The sequence below is a fragment of the Myxococcus sp. CA005 genome, from assembly GCF_006518205.1.
GTDB classification, from domain to species: domain Bacteria; phylum Myxococcota; class Myxococcia; order Myxococcales; family Myxococcaceae; genus Myxococcus; species Myxococcus xanthus.
In genome coordinates, this window is record NZ_SRLV01000052.1 from 26,785 (window position 1) to 44,304 (window position 17,520).

The window sequence follows — 17,520 nt, forward strand, 5'->3', positions numbered from 1 at the left end:
ACCGCACATGAAGACCCGCTCACTGCTCTTCGGCATCCCGTTGCTGCTCACCGCGTGCTCGGACGAACTGCCCGTCGCGCGCACCCAGGACCCCAAGCCCGTCGTCGCCGCGCAGAACTGCTCGGATGGCGCGCATTCGCTGCGCCGGCTGAACCGCGCGGAGTACGACAACACCGTGCGCGATCTGCTTGGCGAGACGGGCCGGCCCGCGACGACCTTCCCGGCGGACCCCACGGGCCACGGCTTCGACAACGAGGCCAGCCTGCTGGGCATGTCCCCCGCGCTGGTGGAGGCCTATGAGGCCACCGCGGGCCGTCTCATCGACCAGGCCTGGGCCCGGGACGGCGCCGCCAGCGCCGGAGGTGGCACCGTTCGCATCGAGGCCGAGTCCGCCAGCGCCACCACCGGAGCCAGCGAGCAGAACGGCACCGTGTGGAACCTGTGGTCCAACGGCGACCTCTCCGCCACCTTCACCTTCGCGCAGGCCGGCGAGTACCAGCTCTCCGTGCGCGCGTGGGGCACGCAGGCGCCGCCGGACCCGGTGCGGATGCAGTGGCTGCTGGATGGCGTCGTGGTGGCGTCGCTCGACGTGCCGGCCACCACGCCCACGGTGTACACGCAGCCGGTGCGGGTGGACTCGCCGGGGCAGAAGCGCTTCACCGTGCGCTTCACCAACGACACCTACGACCCGGCCACGTCCACGGACCGCAACCTCCTGCTGGATTGGATGGAGGTCCGCTCGCCCGCGCCCACGTCGGTGGCCACCCAGCGCCACCTGCGAGTGTGCGAACCGGCCACCACCGGGGAAGAAGCCTGTGCCCGGCAGATGGTGGAGTCGCTCGCGAACCGCGCCTGGCGGCGTCCCGCGAAGCCGGACGAGGTCGCGGAGTTGATGAGCGTCTACACGCTCGTGCGGGAGTCGGGGGACGGCTTCGAGCTGGCGGCGAAGTTCGCGCTCCGTTCGGTGCTGCTGTCGCCGCACTTCCTCTTCCAGGTCGTGGAGACGCAGGCGCCAGGGACGGGCAAGAGCGAGCTGTCCGCGCGCGAGCTTGCATCGCGCCTGTCGTACTTCCTCTGGAGCAGCCAGCCCGACGCGGAGCTGACGTCACTGGCGGACGCAGGCCGGTTGGCCGACCCCGAGGTACTGGAGGCGCAGGTGCGCCGGATGCTGAAGGACCCGCGGTCCGAAGCGCTGGTGCAGAACTTCGCCGGCCAGTGGCTGGGCCTGCGGAAGGTGGACGGCATCACCGCGGACCCGGCGCTGTTCCCCGGCATGGATTCCGAGCTCAAGCGCGCCATGCGCGAGGAAGGGGAGAGCTTCTTCCGCGCCTTCCTCAACGAGGACCGCAGCGCGCTGGAGTTGCTGGACGCGGACTTCACCTACGTCAACGACCGGCTCGCGGACTACTACGGCCTGCCTCGCCCGGGCTCCACCTCCGTCACGCGCGTGAGCACGGGCGACGGACGGCGCGGCGGTGTGCTGGGCCAGGCAGGTGTGCTGGCGCAGGCGTCGCTGGCCACGCGCACCTCGCCGGTGCTTCGCGGCAAGTGGGTGCTGGGCAAGCTGCTGTGCCAGGAGCCTCCTCCTCCGCCTCCGGGTGTGGAGGCGCTGCCCACGCAGGTGCCGCCGGGCTCCACGCTGCGGCAGATCACCGAGCTGCATCGCGCGAACCCCGCCTGCGCGGGCTGCCACGACACGCTGGACCCCATCGGTTTCAGCCTGGAGAACTACGACGCGGCCGGGGCCTGGCGGGAGACGGACAACGGCTCGCCGGTGGACGCCACGGGCAACTTCAAGGGCGTGTCGTTCCAGGGACCGCGTGAGCTGGCGACCATCCTCAAGGGCGACCCGGCCTTCGCGACGTGCATGACGCGGCAGGCGCTGGCCTATGGCTTGGGCCGCGCGCTGACGGACGAGGACGAGGCCACCGTGCGCTACGTGGACACGCGCTTCTCGGCGGGTGGACACCGGCTCCCCGAGCTGCTGGTGGCCGTGGCGCTCAGCGACAGTTTCCGCAACCGCTGCCCGGTACCGGCCGCGGAGTAGAACGGCGCACGGGCCGTGAATACGGCGCTCGGACGGCCGTCGGGAGCAAGCGGGCATCCTCCGCTTGCTCCCGAAAGGTATTTCGATGCGTACCCGTCTCTGGCCCGCTGTCATTGCCCTGCTCGCACTGGGAAGCAGCGCCTGTGTCATGGCGCCCCTTCAGCCCGGGTACACCGAGTGCGGGGATTTCATGGGCGATGACCCCTGCCAGCCGGGGCAGTACTGCGCGGACGCCACGCTCAGCTATTGCGAGCCCGGCTGTACCAGCGACGTGAACTGCGCCTCCAACCAGGAGTGTGTGAAGGAGTACAGAGAGCAGGTGGGGACCTGCCTCAACATCTGCACGTCGTGCGCATACGATTGAGCCGGCGGGCAGGGCGCCCGCGGCTTTGGAGGTGACGTCGATGCGCGCGGTGGTGTTCCAGCACGAGGAGCACGAAGGGCCCGGCCTGCTGGGGCCGGTGTTGCAAGCGGCGGGCTTCACGCTGGTGAACCGCTTCCGCACCGTGCGCCGGGAGGACGTGGACGCGGAACTGCTGGTCGTCATGGGCGGTCGCATGGCCGTCTACGAATCCGAGCAGCATCCCTTCCTGCGGCAGGAGTTGGGCATCCTCATGGAGCGGCTCGCCTATGAGCGCCCGTGCCTGGGCTTCTGCCTGGGCGCCCAGATGCTCGCTGCAGCGGCGGGCGCGGACGTGTTCCCCGGGAAGAATGGCTTCGAGGTGGGCGTGGGCCCGGTGCGATGGACGCCGGAGGCGCAGAAGGACCCCGTGCTGTCCGGGGCCCGTCCGCGCACGGTGGTGGCGCACTGGCACGGTGATTCCTATGCGCCCGTCCCGGACGCCACGTTGCTGGCGTCCACGGACCGGTACACCCAGCAGGCCTTCCGGTTGGGCACGTCCTACGGCTTCCAGTTCCACCTGGAGCTGACCGCCAGCGAGCTGGGGCGATGGATTGACATCGAGGCGGACAGCCTCCAGCAACGCGGAAAGAACCTCCAGGAGCTGAAGGCGCAGTTGCCCAAGCTCAAGGCGGCCGAGGCCGACAACACGGAGGTGCTGCACCGCCTCGCGCACCACTTCGCGCGCGTGGCGGCGGGCCGCTGACGTGCTCGATGGCTTGGACTAACGGAGCCCCTTGGGGCGGCGGGCCGCGCTCGCGGACGGTGACGCCACCTGGGAGGAGATGTCCGCGTCGCTGCCGTCGCCCCCTGGGACACCGTCCGCGCCGTACGACAGGATGACAGGGTTGCCGCCCTCATTCATGTACACGTAGTCGCGGTTCCACGGGTCCTGGGGCAGTCGCTCCAGCGAGCGCGCCTGGAGGAGTTCTTCCAGGCCGGCCTGGGTCTCCGGGAAGCTGCCGGTCTTCATGTAGTGGAGCTTGAGCCCCGTCTCCAATGTCTTGATGTCCAGGGCGGCGGTCTTCTGCTTGGCCTCCTCCAGGTTCGACATCACGGAGACGCCCACCGCCGCGGCGATGAGTCCGAGGATGGTGATGACGACCATGATTTCAATCAGCGTAAATCCGCGAACGTGACGACGCCGAGCGTTCAGCTTCTGCTGGGTTGGATTCATCTTTGAGTTGTGACCTCGTGTGACGTTGTGTCTGGCGCGTGCGTGCCCGACGTGTCGCCATGTCTGCCGGTGCAAGGGCGTTGCACATGCCGCGGGTTGCGTGCGCCTGGAGCAGGACTTCGACGCCAGGCGCGGACGTTCGTCAGTGCAGTCGCCGTGCCTGACCGGGCGCGCCCTGTCCCCGTTTGCGCAGCGTGAGCGACTGTCGCTTTCCACCCGCGGAGTGCCACTCCTGCGCAGGTGGATGCGGGTACGCATGACTCTCACCCTCCGGATTCGGCGCGGATGGACCGCGCACTCAACGGAGGCCGTCATGAAGCCCCATCTCCCACTGCTCATGCTCCTGGGCGCCGCAGGTTGTGGCACCGAAGTCGAGGATGCTGACTTCACGAGTCAGGAGTCCGCCCTGAGTCAGAAGTGGGAGTTGTGCGGGAAGGAGGCCGTTCGATTGGCGGACATCCACCCTGGCCCCGTGGGGTCCAATCCGGCCGATCTGATCCACGGCGACCGAGTCCTCTTCTTCACGGCGGACGACGGGACACATGGACGCGAGTTGTGGCGAAGCAGCGGAACGGAAGGAAGCGGCACGTCGCTGGTGAAGGACATCTACCCAGGGCTGGCGGGGTCGGAGATCTCGAATCTCACTCGGGTGGGGAACCGGGTGTTCTTCGCCGCGGATGACGGCGTCCACGGCTACGAGTTGTGGGTGACCGACGGGACGTCGGCCGGCACGTACCTGGTGAAGGACATCTACCCGGGGCCGGAGGATGGGATTCGCCGTCCGGACCCCTTCTACTGGATAAACGATCCCATGCTGGTTGAGTTCGGTGGTGTCCTGTACTTCGGCGCGAACGACGGCGTGCACGGATACGAGCTGTGGCGCAGTGATGGAACAGACGCGGGGACGTACCTCGTCGAGGACATCGAGCCCGGACCCGCTAACTCCTTCCCGCGAAGGCTCGTTCGCGTGGGTAACGAGGCCTTCTATTTCGTCGCGTCCAAGCGGGGCCCCTGGAGCGATGAGATTCATCTCTGGCGTAGCACCGGAGTGCCAGGGGCCATTCCCGTCCTCAGCCTGGTAGGAGATAACGTCATCTTCGACTTGCTGGCTGTGAAGTCGCGCCTCTATTTCCTCGTGGATAACGACGAGGGCGAAGCCAGCTTGTGGAAGACGGATGGGGCCGCCTCGAACACGCACGAGCTGCGGTACTTCTACGGAGAGTATCCGCACGACCTGGTCGCACTGGGCTCGCGTGTCGTCTTCAGCGCCGGGGCAGGTGAGCCAGAGGGTGAGGAGCTCTGGAGCAGCAACGGCTCGACCTCAAGCACGAAGCTGGTGAAGGACATCTGGCCAGGGCCCATGAGCTCCTCACCGAGCTCTCTGGCGGTTCTGAAGTCGCGAGTCTTCTTCGCCGCGAATGATGGCTCCGGAGAGGGACGTGAACTCTGGGTGAGCAACGGTACCGGTTCGGGGACCAGGCTCTTCAAGGCTCTGGCGCCCGGTGGTGGCTCATCGGATCCCGAAGCGCTGGCCTCCATTGAAGGCACGCTGTTCTTCTCCGCGAGCGATGGGGTGCATGGACACGAGCCCTGGGTGAGCGATGGCACCCGTTCGGGCACGAAGGCGCTGCGAGGTCTGGCGCACGGGAGCGCTTCCTCGTCGCCGCGCGACTTCGTGCGCTCAGGCTGGGACGTGTTCTTCTCGGCGGATGACGGGAAGACTGGACGCGAGCTGTGGGCCTTGCCGTTCCGTCCGAAGGGGGAGTGCAAGCAGCACCACGCCTACTGAGCTTCGGCGCCCACGCCCAGCCCCTTTTGGTAACAACGATTCCAAGGGGTTGGGTTCCCCGGATGGGTGGAGGTCGAAGGATCAGACCCTCGTGCGTTAATAAGGTGTCAGTTGAAACCTGCCGCGGGGACAGGTCTCGACGAGGGGGAACATGGCGCCGACGTACGACGCGCTGGTCATTGGCACCGGCTTTGGGGGAGCGGTGGCGGCTTGCCGGCTGGCACAGGCGGGCTTGACCGTGCGCGTCCTGGAGCGGGGCCTGCGCTACCAGAAGGGGAGCTTTCCCCGCGACTGGAGCAACCCGCTCAACGGCTGGCTGTGGCGGTACGACCAGGGCCTCTTCGACGTGAAGCTGCTGCCGGGGATGAGCATTGTCCAGGCCGCGGGCTACGGCGGCGGCTCGCTCATCTACGCCAACGTCCACCTGCGCCCGCCCGCGGAGACCTTCGACGCCGACTGGCCGGAGGGCTACAGCCGCGCCGCGTTGGATCCGTACTACGACCTGGTCGCGTACATGCTGGACCTCCAGCCCATCACCGCGTCCGCACGTGGCCTGCCCACCAAGGCGAAGCGGATGCGGGAGGTCGCGCGCAAACTCGGCCGCGAGCAGCAGTTCTTCTACCCGGACCTTGCCGTGCGCTTCGCCCCCGCCGGCGAGCCGATGCCCAACAAGTTCGGCGTCGCCCAGGAGGGCTGCAACTACTGCGGCGAATGCGACATCGGATGCAACGTCCGCGCGAAGAACACGCTGGACCTGAACTACCTGGCCGTCGCTGAACAGCAGGGCGCGGAGATGACCACCCAGGCGGAGGCCACGCGCATCGAGCCGCTGTCTCCCATGGGCTATCGCGTCACCTATACCGACCATGCCGCGGGCGGCGCCGAGCGCACCGTGGAGGCCCGCCGCGTGTTCCTGTGCGCCGGCACGGTGAACACCACGGAGCTGCTGCTGCGCTGCCGCGACCAGTGGGGAACGCTCCCGCGCATCAGCGACCGGCTGGGGTGCCGCTATTCGGCCAACGGCGACTTCCTGGCCTTCGCCTTCGAGACGCGCGAGGTGTGGGACCCGTCCGAGGGCCCCACCATCACCACCAGTCTGGTGGTGGACCAGGGGCAGGGCGCGGACAAGACGTGGTTCCTCTTCCAGGAGGGCGGGCACCCCGGGAAGGCGGCGGGGCTGCTTCAGGTGCTGGACATGGGCCGGGACTTCCGTGTCCCCGCGGACCTGCTCCAGAAGCAACTCGTCCGCGCCCTGCGCCGGCGCTCCCAGCCTGAAACCGTCATGGGCAAGGAGCGCGGGCGTTTCCAGGCCGTGTTCCTGGCCATGGGGAGGGATCGCGCCAACGGGCGGCTCGCGCTGCGGCCTTTGACTCGGGACATGGAGGTGCGCTGGGACGTGCCTTCCAACCTGCCGCTGTACCGGACGCAGGAGCAGATCTGCCAGGACATCGCTCGGGCGCTCGGGGCGCGCGCCGTCTTCAACCCCCTGTGGGATCGGCTTCACATCCCCGTGTCAGTCCACAACCTGGGCGGCTGCACCATGGCGGAGGAGCCGGCCTACGGTGTGCTGAACCCGGACGGTGAGGTGCACGGCCACCCTGGGCTGTACGTGCTGGATGGCGCCGCGCTGCCCGCGAGCACCGGGGTGAACCCTTCATCCACCATCGCCGCGGTGGCGGAGCGCAACGTCGAGGCCGCCATCCGGCAGGTGCTGGGGAACCCCACCTGGACCGCACCTGAGCGGGCCGGAACGGCTTCGGGCCGGGCGTCGGCGGAACCGTTCCGCGCGTCGATGCGGATGAGCACGAGTGTGGCACCCACGCGGGTGGTGCCAAGAGAGGATCCGATGCGGAGCGTGGTGATTCCAGAGGGAGGCACAGTGCTGTCGCCAACGCCCGTGGTGGGGCTGCGCTTCACCGAGCGGATGCGCGGCTTCATCAACCACGGCCACCTGCCGGACACGGATTACGCGGGCGCCGAGGAGGAGGGCAAGTCAGAGGGCAGGGTGGCCGAGTTCATCCTCACCATCACCTTGCCCAATCTGGACCGCTTCCTCGCGGAGAAGGCCCATTCAGGCATCGCGCAAGGCACCGTCCACGTCCACGGCCTCACACCTCCTGGCGGAGCGAAGGTGGACCACGGCGTCTTCAACCTCTTCGTGGACACGGACAGCTACTACGAGCGTCGGATGCTCTACCTGCTGCCCTTCACCGGCATGGACGGCCAGCAGTACCTGCTGGATGGCTACAAGCATGTCCGGGACGACGACGGCTTCGACATGTGGTCCGACACGTCCACGCTCTACACCGTCATTCGCCGGGGCAGCGACCGGCACGCGCCCGTGGTCGCCAGCGGCATCATCCGTCTGGGCATGCCGGACTTCCTGCAGCAGCTCACGACCTTCGCCGTGCTGGGAACGACGTCACCGCTGGCGAAGGCCCAGGCCCTGAAGCGTTTTGGCAGCATGTTCATGGGCAACCTCTGGGACGTCTTCGCGCGAACCAAGCTGGAATAAGAGAGGCGCATCGTGGCGAAGGCATCGCGGTACGACGTGGTCGTCGTGGGCTCCGGCTTTGGGGGCTCCATCAGCGCGCTGCGCCTGGCCCAGGCAGGCAAGTCCGTGCTGGTCCTGGAGCGCGGCAAACGTTACCGGCCCGGTGACTTTCCCCGGGACGTGACGCGAACGGACGAGGTGCTCTGGCGCCATGCCACGCGGCGCAAGGCGCAGGGCCTCTATGACGTGCGCTTCCTGTCCGGCATCGGCACGGTGACGGCCAGCGGCGTCGGCGGCGGCTCGCTCATCTACGCCAACGTCCACGTGCGGCCGGACGCCGAGGTGTTCGAGGACCCGCGCTGGCCCCGGACGTACCGCCGGGACTCGCTGGAGCCTTACTTCGACAAGGTGGCGCGGGAGCTGCGGTTGAATCCGGTGCCGCCCTCGATTCCGCTGCGCAAGCGTGACCTCTTCCAGCGCGCGGCCCGGGGCATGGGGCGCGAGACATTCGACCCGCCCGTGGCCGTGGCCTTCTCGGAGCCGCCGGGACCGGGCCGGCGCGTGTGCCAGCTCTGCGCCGAGTGCGAGTTCGGCTGCCAGCACGGCGCGAAGAACACCATGGACCTGACGTACCTGGCGCGGGCGGAGGCGCTGGGGGCGCTGGTCCTGGCCCGCACGCTCGTCTCCCACGTGGAGCCGGTGCGGGATGGGTACCGCGTGCACTGCCAGGACCTGGTGTCGGGGGCGCGGCACACCGTGGAGAGCTCGCGGGTGGTGTTGGCCGCGGGGACGCTGGGCACGGTGGAGATATTGCTGCGCAGCCGGGACGTCGCGCGGACGCTGCCTCGGGTGAGCCGGCGGCTGGGCCATGGCTATTCGGGCAACGGGGACTTCCTGGCGTCGATGCAGGGCGCGCGCGAGGACATCCAGCCCTGGGTGGGCCCCGACGTGTCCACCGTGATGCGCTTCACCGACCGGCAGCCGCGCTTCACGCTGGTGACGGCCACGTTCAACCAGCCCGCCACGGAGGTCCTCGCGGGCCTGGGGCAGCCGAACCTCGGACGGCTCCAGGGCCTGGGGGCGCCGCTGTGGACCTGCCTGGGCCCAGCCGTTCACGCGGCGCTCAAGAAGGGGCTGATGAGCCGGCCCCTGCGTGCCGACGTGGATGCGGCCCGCACGTCCAACCTGTTTGGCATCGGCCAGGACAACGCCAACGGCCGGATGCACCTCGATGACGGGCAGCTCGACGTGTCGTGGGACTTCGCCGGGGAGAACGCGGAGTTGGTGCGGCGGATGACGGACGCGATGCGGGACCTGGCGGCCCAGTACGGTGCCAGCTTCGCGCCGCTGATCACCTGGCAGCTCTTCAAGCGGCCTTTCACGGTGCATTCGCTTGGCGGTGCCCATCTGGCGGAAGCTCCCGAGCGCGGCGTGGTGTCCACCGAGGGAGAGGTCTTCCACTATCCCGGGCTGCACGTGGCGGACGGCTCCGTCATCCCGACAGCCATCGGCTTCCACCCCGTGATGACCATCAGCGCGGTGGCCGAGCGCATCGCCGAGGCCGTGGTGCACGGATTCTCATCCCATTCGAGGAGCGCTTCATGAACACGCTTCCCTCCGCCGAAAGGCACGACTTTCCCGCGGGCGACGGCGTGCCGTTGCAGCTCACGCGTTACCAGGGCGGCGCGAAGGGGCCTGTCCTCCTCGTCCATGGCGCGGGGGTGTGGAGCGGCATGTTCATGCTTCCCACGGTGCGGGAGAACTTCGTGCAGCACCTGGTGCGCCACGGCTACGACACCTGGCTTCTGGACTGGCGCGCCAGCGTGGAGCTGCCGCTGCGGCAGTTCACGCTGGATGAGGCCGCCCGCCACGACATGCCCGCCGCCGTCCGACTGGTCCGCGAGCACAGCGGCGCGGACTCCGTGCAGGCGGTGGTGCACTGCGCGGGCTCGGCGACGTTCTTCATGGCGATGGCGGCGGGGCTGCTTCCGGACGTCCAGAGCGTGGTCGCCTCGCAGGTGGCGCTGCATCACATCGTCCCGCCTTCAACGCAGCTCAAGGCGATGCTGCGGTTGCCGGACGTGCTGGACATCACCCGCGACTACCTGACGCCGGACGAGGACCCGAGCAGCCCCTTGTTCCAGGCCGCCTTCGGCGCCTTCGTGGACCTGTGGCGTCATGAATGCGACAGCACCGTCTGCCGCCGTCTGACGTTCATGTACGGGCAGCTCTTCCGGCACGCGCGCATCAATCGGGAGACGCATGACCGGCTCGACGAGCAGTTCGGCCCTTGCAACATGCTGACGTTCCGTCATCTGGCGCAGATGGCCCGCTCGGGCTACGCGGTGGGCTTCGACCATGGCCGGGAGGAGAACCTCCGGCGCTATGGCCGTGAGCGGCCGCCGTCGTACCTGCGCGCGGAGCACCTCAAGCGTCCCATCACCTTCGTGTCCGGAGAGCAGAATGGCACGTACATGCCCGCGTCCACGGAGCTCACCTACGAGTGGCTGCGCGAAGAGAACGGTGCGTCGTATTACCGGCGGAAGGTTCTGGCGGGGTACGGCCACCTGGACACCTTCATGGGAAGCACTGCGTCGCAGGATACGTATCCGGTGATACGCGACGCGCTGGAGGCCATGGCCTGAGCGGATACGGCGCCCTGCGCACTCGCGCCGCTACGCGCCTTCGGCCACCGCGGGCGGTGCCTCGCCCGGTGCATCCGAGACAGACGTCTCATCCCATCCGATGTAGCGCACGCCCTCCAGGGGCTCGGGCGCGTGGAACTCCAGGGCGCCCACGGTGGACGTGAGCCGTCCGTCCGGTCTCCACGCCGCGAAGGGATGGGGGCGGGTGAAGCGCTCCAGCTCACAGGTGGCCACGTCGCTCTGGGCCACGTGGACGTCCCAGCCCGTCGGGTCCCGGTAGACGTAGCCCACCAGTGTCTTGGGATCGCACCACGCGCGGCCCTTCACGGCCACGGTGGCCGAGCGGGCCTGGAAGCACAACTCACCCGGCCGAGGCGATTGCAGGCGTGTGAGCAGCATGTCCGGGGCCTCGTGGAACCGGTGTTCCCGCCGCGCGGTGCGCAGGTAGATGGGCGACAGCCGGGGACTGAGCGGATGCTGGCGGGAGCGCACGGACAGCACCTCCAGGCGGGCCTCCAGGTCCTCCTGGAAGCGTGGCACGTAGAGCCACGTCAGCTCCTCCAGCCGACGGTGTCCCCACAGGTGTTTCTGGAGCCCCGGTGCGCCCTGGACGTCATATCGGCGCCCGTCCACGGTGACGGCGCCGGTGAAGGCGATGTCGTCATGGGCATGGGCCACGTGCGTCGTGAGTGGAAGCAGGTCGGCGCCCCGAGGAGCGCGTCGCACCGCCTCCGCAGTCTCCGGCGTGTAGCGCAAATCCCATTCGATGGAATGGCCTCCCGAGGCGACGCGGCCATGGCACCGGCCCGGCGCGAGCTTCGCGTCACCAATCCGGATGCCGAAGCGGCCCGGGGCCTCGATGGAGAAGCGGGAGAGGGGATGGATGGCCTTCAGCCCCAACGCGGGCGTGGCGGTGGCGCAGTCGAAGGCCGCCGCCCACAGCAGGGCGCGAGGCTCACCGGGTGCTCCCGGCGCGGGGGTAAAAATCGTGTAGCGGAACCACCAGGCGCGCTCGCCCCCAGGGTCGAGCACACACAGGAACCAGATTTCGAAGAAGCCTTGCTGCCCCTTCCAGCGCGGAAGATTGGCGCGCTCGCTCGACGGCATATCGTCCCCCCTCACCAACGGCGCCGGAGCGCCATCGCGGGACTACCGTCGCAGAGGGGCGGCTCCCAGGGCAAGCCGCCTCAGCGGCCCGAGTCCTTCCAGGAGACGCGGTACGTGACGCAGTGTTCGTCGAAGGCGCGGACATCCACCGACGCGGCCACGCCACCGGCGGCCCGGGACATGGCGAGCATGACGCCCTGCTTGAAGTAGCGCAGCATCCCGGGCTCGTTGAGCCAGACCTCGGCCTCCGTCGGGCCCGTCTCCGTGATGCGGACCTCGGTGTAGTTGTTGCTCGTCCGGAATCCGTGCTGTGCCTTCGACAGCATCCGCCAGGGCCCCAGCAGCTTCATCACCCCGAGCAGGGCGCGGCCCATCAGCGTGTCGCGGTAACCGTCAATCATCCGCTCGCCGAGCATCCGCCACGCCACCTCGTCGGGCTCCTGGGGGTGCAGCGCCTTCGCTGTCAGCGTGACGCAGCGAATCCACGCCTCCAGGGAGTAGGCGGGGAGGAGTGGCCGGTCCAGGTCCAGTCCCTCGCTTCGCAACTGCTCCTTGAGCAGAGGCGTCACCCGCCCGGAGAGCCCCCGGACGAAGAGCCCTTCCACGATGGGCGGGAAGACGAGTCGTTCGGCCATGAAGTGCATTCCAGCCCGGGCTGTACCGGCTGGGTCAAGCCAGGCCCCTGACGTTCTGTGCGGCTCTGACATACGTGGTTTGCGCACCTATCACAGTGCCGGTCCGCCGGGGATGCGCACCGAGGCCTACGCGGAAGGTTGTCCCGCCGGGCGCTTCGCGTAGCGTTCCGCCAGGAGCGAGCACACGAGGAGCTGGGCCTGGTGATAGAACATCAACGGTAGGACGATGAGCCCCAGTGCGGGATTGGCGCCGAAGAGCAGCCGCGCCATGGGCACCCCTGAGGCCAGTGTCTTCTTCGACCCACAGAAGACCACCGTGATTTCGTCCTCCTTGGAGAAACCCAGCGCCCGAGCCGTCCGCGTGGTCAGCATCAGCACGATGGCCAGGATGAGCACCGCGCCCGCGAAGGCAATGCCGAGCACCGCCGCGCCGTAGTCGGAGAACAGGCCCGAGGCGATCGAGTCACAAAACGACGAATAGACGAGGACCAGGATCACCACCCGGTCGAAGGCATTCGTGTAAGGCCGGTAGCGGGCGAACCAGCCGCCCACCAGCGGGCGCAGCAATTGCCCCAGTGCCAGGGGGAGCAGCAGGAGGGCCGATAGCTTGAGGATGGCCTGGCCCATGGACAGGGAGTGCCCGGTGGCGCTGGCGAACAGGCCGATGATGAGCGGCGTCAACACGATGCCCAGCAGGCTGGACAGGCTGGCGTTGAAGATGGCGGCGGGCACGTTGCCTCGGGCGACGCCTGTCATCGCGACCGAGGAGGAGATGGTCGACGGCACCGCGCAGAGATAGAGCAGCCCCAGCGACAGGTCCGCTGGCATCCAGCGGCCCACCAACACGTCGCCCAGCCACCACAGCAGCGGAAACACCACGAATGTGAAGGCCTGGACCACCACGTGGACGCGCCACGTCACCACGCCCGCGCGGAGCTGAGCCGCGGGCAGGCCCAGGCCGTGGAGCAGGAACACCGCGAAGATGCCCACGTCGGCGACGACGTCCGCGTGCATCGGTCCGCCCGACGTACCGAACTCCGGGAAGAGCGCGGCCAGGATGACGGCCGCGAACATCCCCGGCAGGAACCAGTCCCGGGCAAGTCGTTTCACGAGACGAAGGGGCATGCTTGCCCCCCCTTACTCCGGGCATCGGCGGACCTCCACCGCGGAGTGCGCGGGGCGGGCTCGTGGAGACATTGCCGGCGCCGGCGCCATGTTTGACCATTCCGATATGAACATGAAGCCGCATTCATGTCGGTGCCCGCTGGTCACGGGTGTGGCTCACGGAATCGGCCTCGCGGTGACGGGAATCCCCACGGCGTAGGGAGTGCGGGCGCCAGCGGCCTGCTAGACGTGCCCAGGACAGTCTGCACGCCAGCACGCCTGGCCGGCTGCTTGCGGCGACGCGCGACTGCGTTACCTGAAATACATGACCGAAGTGAACGCAACCTCGCGTGACTACACGCTTCCCGAGGGGTGCCCCGTCTGCGCGGCGGACCTGCCCGTGCGCGTCACCGCCGCCGGTCCCAGCGCCGTGTGCCGCCATTGTGGCTGGCTGGGCCGTCCCCTCATCACCGTGACCCATCGCGGCCTGCGCGTCAGCTACGACGGCGCGCAGGCTTGAGCATCGCGGGACATCAACTCGCGGGCGTCGCTGGAGGCTCCTTCGTCCTCGCGAAGGACTCCAGGCGGTCCACCCGCCGCAGTTCGGGAAAGGCCCACGCCCAGAGCGCGACCACCGCCAGCGTGCCCACCGCGCCCGCGACCACCGCGGGTACGGCGCCCAAGTACTCGGCGAACCCGCCCGCTCGGAACTCGCCCAGTTCGTTGGAGGCGCCAATGGCCATCATGTTCACCGCGCCCACGCGGCCGCGCATGTCGTCCGGGGTGGCCATCAGCTCCAGCGTGTGGCGGACCACGACGCTGATCATGTCCGCGGCGCCTGCTATCGCCAGCGCCGCCAGCGACAGGGGCAACGAGCGGCTCATCCCGAAGACGAGCGTGGCCGCGCCGAAGATGGCGACCGCGATGAACATCTTCCGGCCGGTGTTGCCGCCCATGGGCCGCATGGCCAGGAAGACGGCCACCACCGCGGCGCCGAACGCGGGCGCACAGCGCAGCAGCCCCAGGCCCCATGGCCCCGTGTGCAGGATGTCCCGCGCATAGATGGGCAGGAGCGCCACCGCGCCACCGAAGAGCACGGCGAACAGGTCCAGGGTGATGCTGCCCAGCAGCAGGCGCTGCCGTCGAACGAATCCGAGTCCCGCGACCAGGGTCGACAGGGAGAGGGGCTCGGCGGACGCGCGCCCGGTCCGCACCTTGAGGATGAGAATCCAGATGACGGAGAGGGCGCACAACGTGGCGGAGGCCGTGTAGGCCCCCGCGGCGCCGATCCAGCCATAAAGGATGCCGCCCACGGCCGGGCCGCCAATGGTGGCCACCTGCCACGTGGTGGAGTTGATGGCCACGGCGCGGGTCAGGTGCTCGGGCGGCACCAGATGCGGAGTGAGCGCGGAGCCCGCCGGGGCATGGAACGCGCGCGCCGCGCCGAAGAGCACCAGGACGCCATAGACGAATCGCACGTCGCGGATATGGCCCAAGGTGAAGGCGAGCAGCAGCAGGCTGCAGACCAGCATCACCGTCTGACACACCGCCAGGATGGTCCGCCGGTCCACGCGGTCCGCCACCTGACCGCCCACCAGACACAGCGACAGGAACGGCAGGAACTGCGCCAGACCCGTGTATCCGAGCGCGAGCGCGCTGCCCGTGAGCTCGTAGACCTGCCAGCCAATGGCCACCGACTCAATCTGGACGGCCAGCACCGCGCACAGGCGCGCCAGCAGATAGAAGCGGAAGTCTCGATGTTGGAAGATGGAGAGCCCGGAAGCCGCAGCCTGATGAGTCATGCTGGCGGCGCTGTAATCCACGGGCCCGTCGCGCGCCACCGTCTGACTGTGTCGCCTCCCAAGGCGGCAGGGGCATGGGTACGCCAAGGTCGCCGTGATACCTTCCTTTCCCGATGAACAAGGACGCGAAGGACGGGGTGAACCAGGTCTCCACACCACGCTCGGCTTCACGCCTCTTGGGACGCGTCATCGCCGTGATGCTGCTGACGGTCCTGGGCGGCTGCCGCAAGTCCGATGCGGAGCGAGCCGCACAGGAGCGGGAGGAAATCGAAGCGCGCATTCGCGACGCCTACTCGCTGGTCCCGTACCGGGCGCTCAAGCTGACGATGCGCGCGGAAGGTCAGCCGAACGCTCCCGCAGAGATCGCCGCGCTCTGGCAGACGCTGGCGGACACGCGGGATCTGCCGGCGAAGGCTGCCTCCGAGGAAGAAGCGCTCCGTGTGGCGAAGGCGTACCTGGACCTGGGCGTCGCGTTCTACAAGGCCAAGAAAACACTGGAGCAGCGTGACGAAGACGAGTTCCCCCTCCTGTGGAACCGCTTTCAGCCGGACCAGCAGCCTCCGCTGCCGGGCTACGACGCGGGCCAGGAGCACGCGTTCCTCTCCGCGCTATGGTTCGTGCTGGATGCGGCGGACTCGGGCAACCGTGTCCCCGCGACCGACCTGGTGCTCTATGAGCTGTCGCGCGCCACGCTTCAGCCCGCGTGGCCGCCAGGGCTTCGCGTGTCGGTTCGCGGCAGCCGGGGAATGGCCTTCTGCGGCGCGGGCTATCACTACGCGGCCGAGGAGGAGCTGAATGCGTTCCTGTCCGAAGCCGAGGCGATGCCCGCCAGCGACTTTCCAGCGATGCGGGAGGCCGCGCCGGCACAGGTTCGCGAGACGCTGCTCGCCACGGGCTACTTCCTGCGGGCCTGGAACCGCATGGGTCTCAAGCGCGAGCGTGCGGCGGAGGACGACCTCGAGCGGGGCCTGGGCTCCCTGGAGAAGCTTGGCATCGAGAATGAGCTGACGTGGTGGGGCTGGGCCTTCATCCACTTCCGCCGGGAGCGCTACGACGAATCCGCGCGCTACCTCGACACCCTGGCGAAGAGTCCGTACCTGGGCGAGACCGAGCGGCGTGACCTCCAGGCCAGCGCGGACGCGATGCGCAAGCACGGCGAACGGCTCCCCATCTTCCTCCAGGCGCGGGCCGCCGCCATCCTGGGACAGGCGCTCGTGGCGAGGGCAGGGGGCCCGGAGAAGATCCTCGTCACGCTCCTGGGACCGGAGCGGGCAGGGCAGGTCCTGGCGCCCATCCTGTGGATGGACCGGGTCCGTCAAGGCCTCGCGCAGCGCTCCATGGACGACATCGCCCGCGCGGCGGGGGATTCCTTCGAGGGCGTTCGGGCCGCCGGTAGCAAGGGCCTGAGCGCATTGAAGGAGAAGCTGCTGGGCGGTGGAGGCGACACGAAGACCGCGGCGGAGAGTCCTCCGTAGGTTGTTGGCGGGGCGCTGGCGGCCCGTGCTATCCGCTGACGCCGCCATGAGTCCGACGAAGAAGGCCGCCGCGAAGAAGGCCCCCACCGCTGAGCTCCCCACGATTGCCTTCGCGTCGCCCGCGGAATGGGCGTCCTGGCTCGAAGCGAACCATGCCTCGTCGCGCGGCCTCTGGTTGAAGCTGGCGAAGAAGGGCTCGGGCATCGAATCCGTCACCTACGCCGAAGCGGTCGACGTCGCGCTCGAGTGGGGCTGGATTGACGGTCAGAAGAACGCCTTCGATGACACCGCGTGGCTCCAGAAGTTCACTCCCCGGGGCGCGAAGAGCGTCTGGTCCAAGATCAACTGCGAGAAGGTAGAAGCGCTCATCGCCGCAGGCCGAATGAAGCCGTCGGGCATGGAGGTCGTGGCGCTCGCCAGGCAGGATGGCCGCTGGGACGCCGCCTACGAGTCCCCGAGCAAGGCCACCGTGCCCGAGGACCTGGCCCGCGCCCTGGCCGCGAATGCGAAGGCGGCCGCGTTCTTCGCCACGCTCAACGCGGCGAACCGGTACGCCATCCTATGGCGCGTCCACACCGCGAAGAAGGCGGAGACGCGGGCTCGGCGAATCGAACAGTTCGTCGAGATGCTGGCCCGGCACGAATCGCTGCACGCATGAACGGGGACGAGCCCCGGCAAGTCCCATGCCGATACCCGGCGCCGCCCGTGTGCCGGAGGGCCGTGCGGCGGACCTGCCGGAAATCCGGCACCCTGCCGGAACCCCGGCGGTGACCTGACCCCGCGGGGTGGTTTCACGCGCACGTCACCTCCGCGCTTGCCTCACGCAACTTCATCCTTTTTCACGA

15 protein-coding genes are annotated in these 17,520 nt (G+C 68.7%); 10 read left to right on the top strand and 5 right to left on the bottom strand.

Going from position 1 to position 17,520, the window contains the following annotated elements:
* The first annotated feature begins 7 nt into the window (after positions 1-7).
* The 3 genes from FMQ63_RS22495 (at position 8) to FMQ63_RS22505 (ending at position 3,153) form a co-directional block, all read left to right on the top strand.
* Positions 8-2,047 (top strand): DUF1592 domain-containing protein, encoded by a 2,040-nt coding sequence (locus FMQ63_RS22495; RefSeq protein WP_020478124.1) that lies wholly within the window; start codon positions 8-10, stop codon positions 2,045-2,047.
* A gap of 85 nt (positions 2,048-2,132) precedes the next feature.
* Complete coding sequence (locus tag FMQ63_RS22500; protein ID WP_225909276.1) at positions 2,133-2,411, top strand: hypothetical protein; 279 nt, start codon at positions 2,133-2,135, stop codon at positions 2,409-2,411.
* Between the two features lie 40 nt (positions 2,412-2,451).
* Entirely contained in the window at positions 2,452-3,153 is a 702-nt protein-coding gene (locus tag FMQ63_RS22505) for a glutamine amidotransferase (protein ID WP_011553837.1), read from the top strand.
* Positions 3,154-3,171: 18 nt separating this feature from the next.
* Here FMQ63_RS22505 and gspG read toward each other — a convergent pair whose 3' ends face one another.
* Positions 3,172-3,624, bottom strand: coding sequence for a type II secretion system major pseudopilin GspG (gene gspG, locus FMQ63_RS22510; protein ID WP_011553836.1), 453 nt, complete (start codon positions 3,622-3,624; stop codon positions 3,172-3,174).
* 313 nt (positions 3,625-3,937) lie between these two features.
* Here gspG and FMQ63_RS22515 point away from each other — a divergent pair, with 313 nt between their 5' ends.
* The 4 genes from FMQ63_RS22515 (at position 3,938) to FMQ63_RS22530 (ending at position 10,552) form a co-directional block, all read left to right on the top strand.
* Entirely contained in the window at positions 3,938-5,413 is a 1,476-nt protein-coding gene (locus FMQ63_RS22515; RefSeq protein WP_011553835.1) for an ELWxxDGT repeat protein, read from the top strand.
* Between the two features lie 151 nt (positions 5,414-5,564).
* Positions 5,565-7,928, top strand: coding sequence for a GMC oxidoreductase (locus FMQ63_RS22520; protein ID WP_011553834.1), 2,364 nt, complete (start codon positions 5,565-5,567; stop codon positions 7,926-7,928).
* Positions 7,929-7,940: 12 nt separating this feature from the next.
* The gene (locus FMQ63_RS22525; protein ID WP_011553833.1) at positions 7,941-9,512 is read left to right on the top strand and encodes a GMC oxidoreductase; all 1,572 of its coding nucleotides are present in this window, start codon (positions 7,941-7,943) and stop codon (positions 9,510-9,512) included.
* Entirely contained in the window at positions 9,509-10,552 is a 1,044-nt protein-coding gene (locus FMQ63_RS22530; protein WP_011553832.1) for an alpha/beta fold hydrolase, read from the top strand. The genes FMQ63_RS22525 and FMQ63_RS22530 overlap by 4 nt, the downstream gene beginning before the upstream one ends.
* Before the next feature lie 30 nt (positions 10,553-10,582).
* Here the strand turns inward: FMQ63_RS22530 and FMQ63_RS22535 are convergent, their stop codons facing one another.
* The 3 genes from FMQ63_RS22535 to FMQ63_RS22545 form a co-directional block, all read right to left on the bottom strand.
* Positions 10,583-11,659 carry a hypothetical protein gene (locus tag FMQ63_RS22535; protein WP_171452307.1) on the bottom strand — a complete coding sequence of 359 codons (1,077 nt, stop codon included), beginning with the start codon at positions 11,657-11,659 and terminating at the stop codon, positions 10,583-10,585.
* Between the two features lie 80 nt (positions 11,660-11,739).
* Positions 11,740-12,294, bottom strand: coding sequence for a DUF2378 family protein (locus tag FMQ63_RS22540; RefSeq protein WP_026114121.1), 555 nt, complete (start codon positions 12,292-12,294; stop codon positions 11,740-11,742).
* Positions 12,295-12,420: 126 nt separating this feature from the next.
* Positions 12,421-13,419 carry a bile acid:sodium symporter family protein gene (locus FMQ63_RS22545; protein WP_011553829.1) on the bottom strand — a complete coding sequence of 333 codons (999 nt, stop codon included), beginning with the start codon at positions 13,417-13,419 and terminating at the stop codon, positions 12,421-12,423.
* Positions 13,420-13,723: 304 nt separating this feature from the next.
* Between FMQ63_RS22545 and FMQ63_RS22550 the strand changes: the two genes are divergently transcribed.
* The gene (locus FMQ63_RS22550) at positions 13,724-13,918 is read left to right on the top strand and encodes a hypothetical protein (protein ID WP_011553828.1); all 195 of its coding nucleotides are present in this window, start codon (positions 13,724-13,726) and stop codon (positions 13,916-13,918) included.
* A 13-nt stretch (positions 13,919-13,931) separates the two neighbouring features.
* On the opposite strand, the gene FMQ63_RS22555 is transcribed toward FMQ63_RS22550, so the two are convergent.
* The gene (locus FMQ63_RS22555) at positions 13,932-15,239 is read right to left on the bottom strand and encodes an MFS transporter (protein WP_011553827.1); all 1,308 of its coding nucleotides are present in this window, start codon (positions 15,237-15,239) and stop codon (positions 13,932-13,934) included.
* Between the two features lie 74 nt (positions 15,240-15,313).
* Here FMQ63_RS22555 and FMQ63_RS22560 point away from each other — a divergent pair, with 74 nt between their 5' ends.
* Together FMQ63_RS22560 and FMQ63_RS22565 are read left to right on the top strand one after the other, a co-directional pair.
* Positions 15,314-16,675 (top strand): hypothetical protein, encoded by a 1,362-nt coding sequence (locus FMQ63_RS22560; RefSeq protein WP_011553826.1) that lies wholly within the window; start codon positions 15,314-15,316, stop codon positions 16,673-16,675.
* Between the two features lie 46 nt (positions 16,676-16,721).
* Positions 16,722-17,333, top strand: coding sequence for a YdeI family protein (locus FMQ63_RS22565; RefSeq protein ID WP_011553825.1), 612 nt, complete (start codon positions 16,722-16,724; stop codon positions 17,331-17,333).
* The last annotated feature ends 187 nt before the right edge of the window (positions 17,334-17,520 follow it).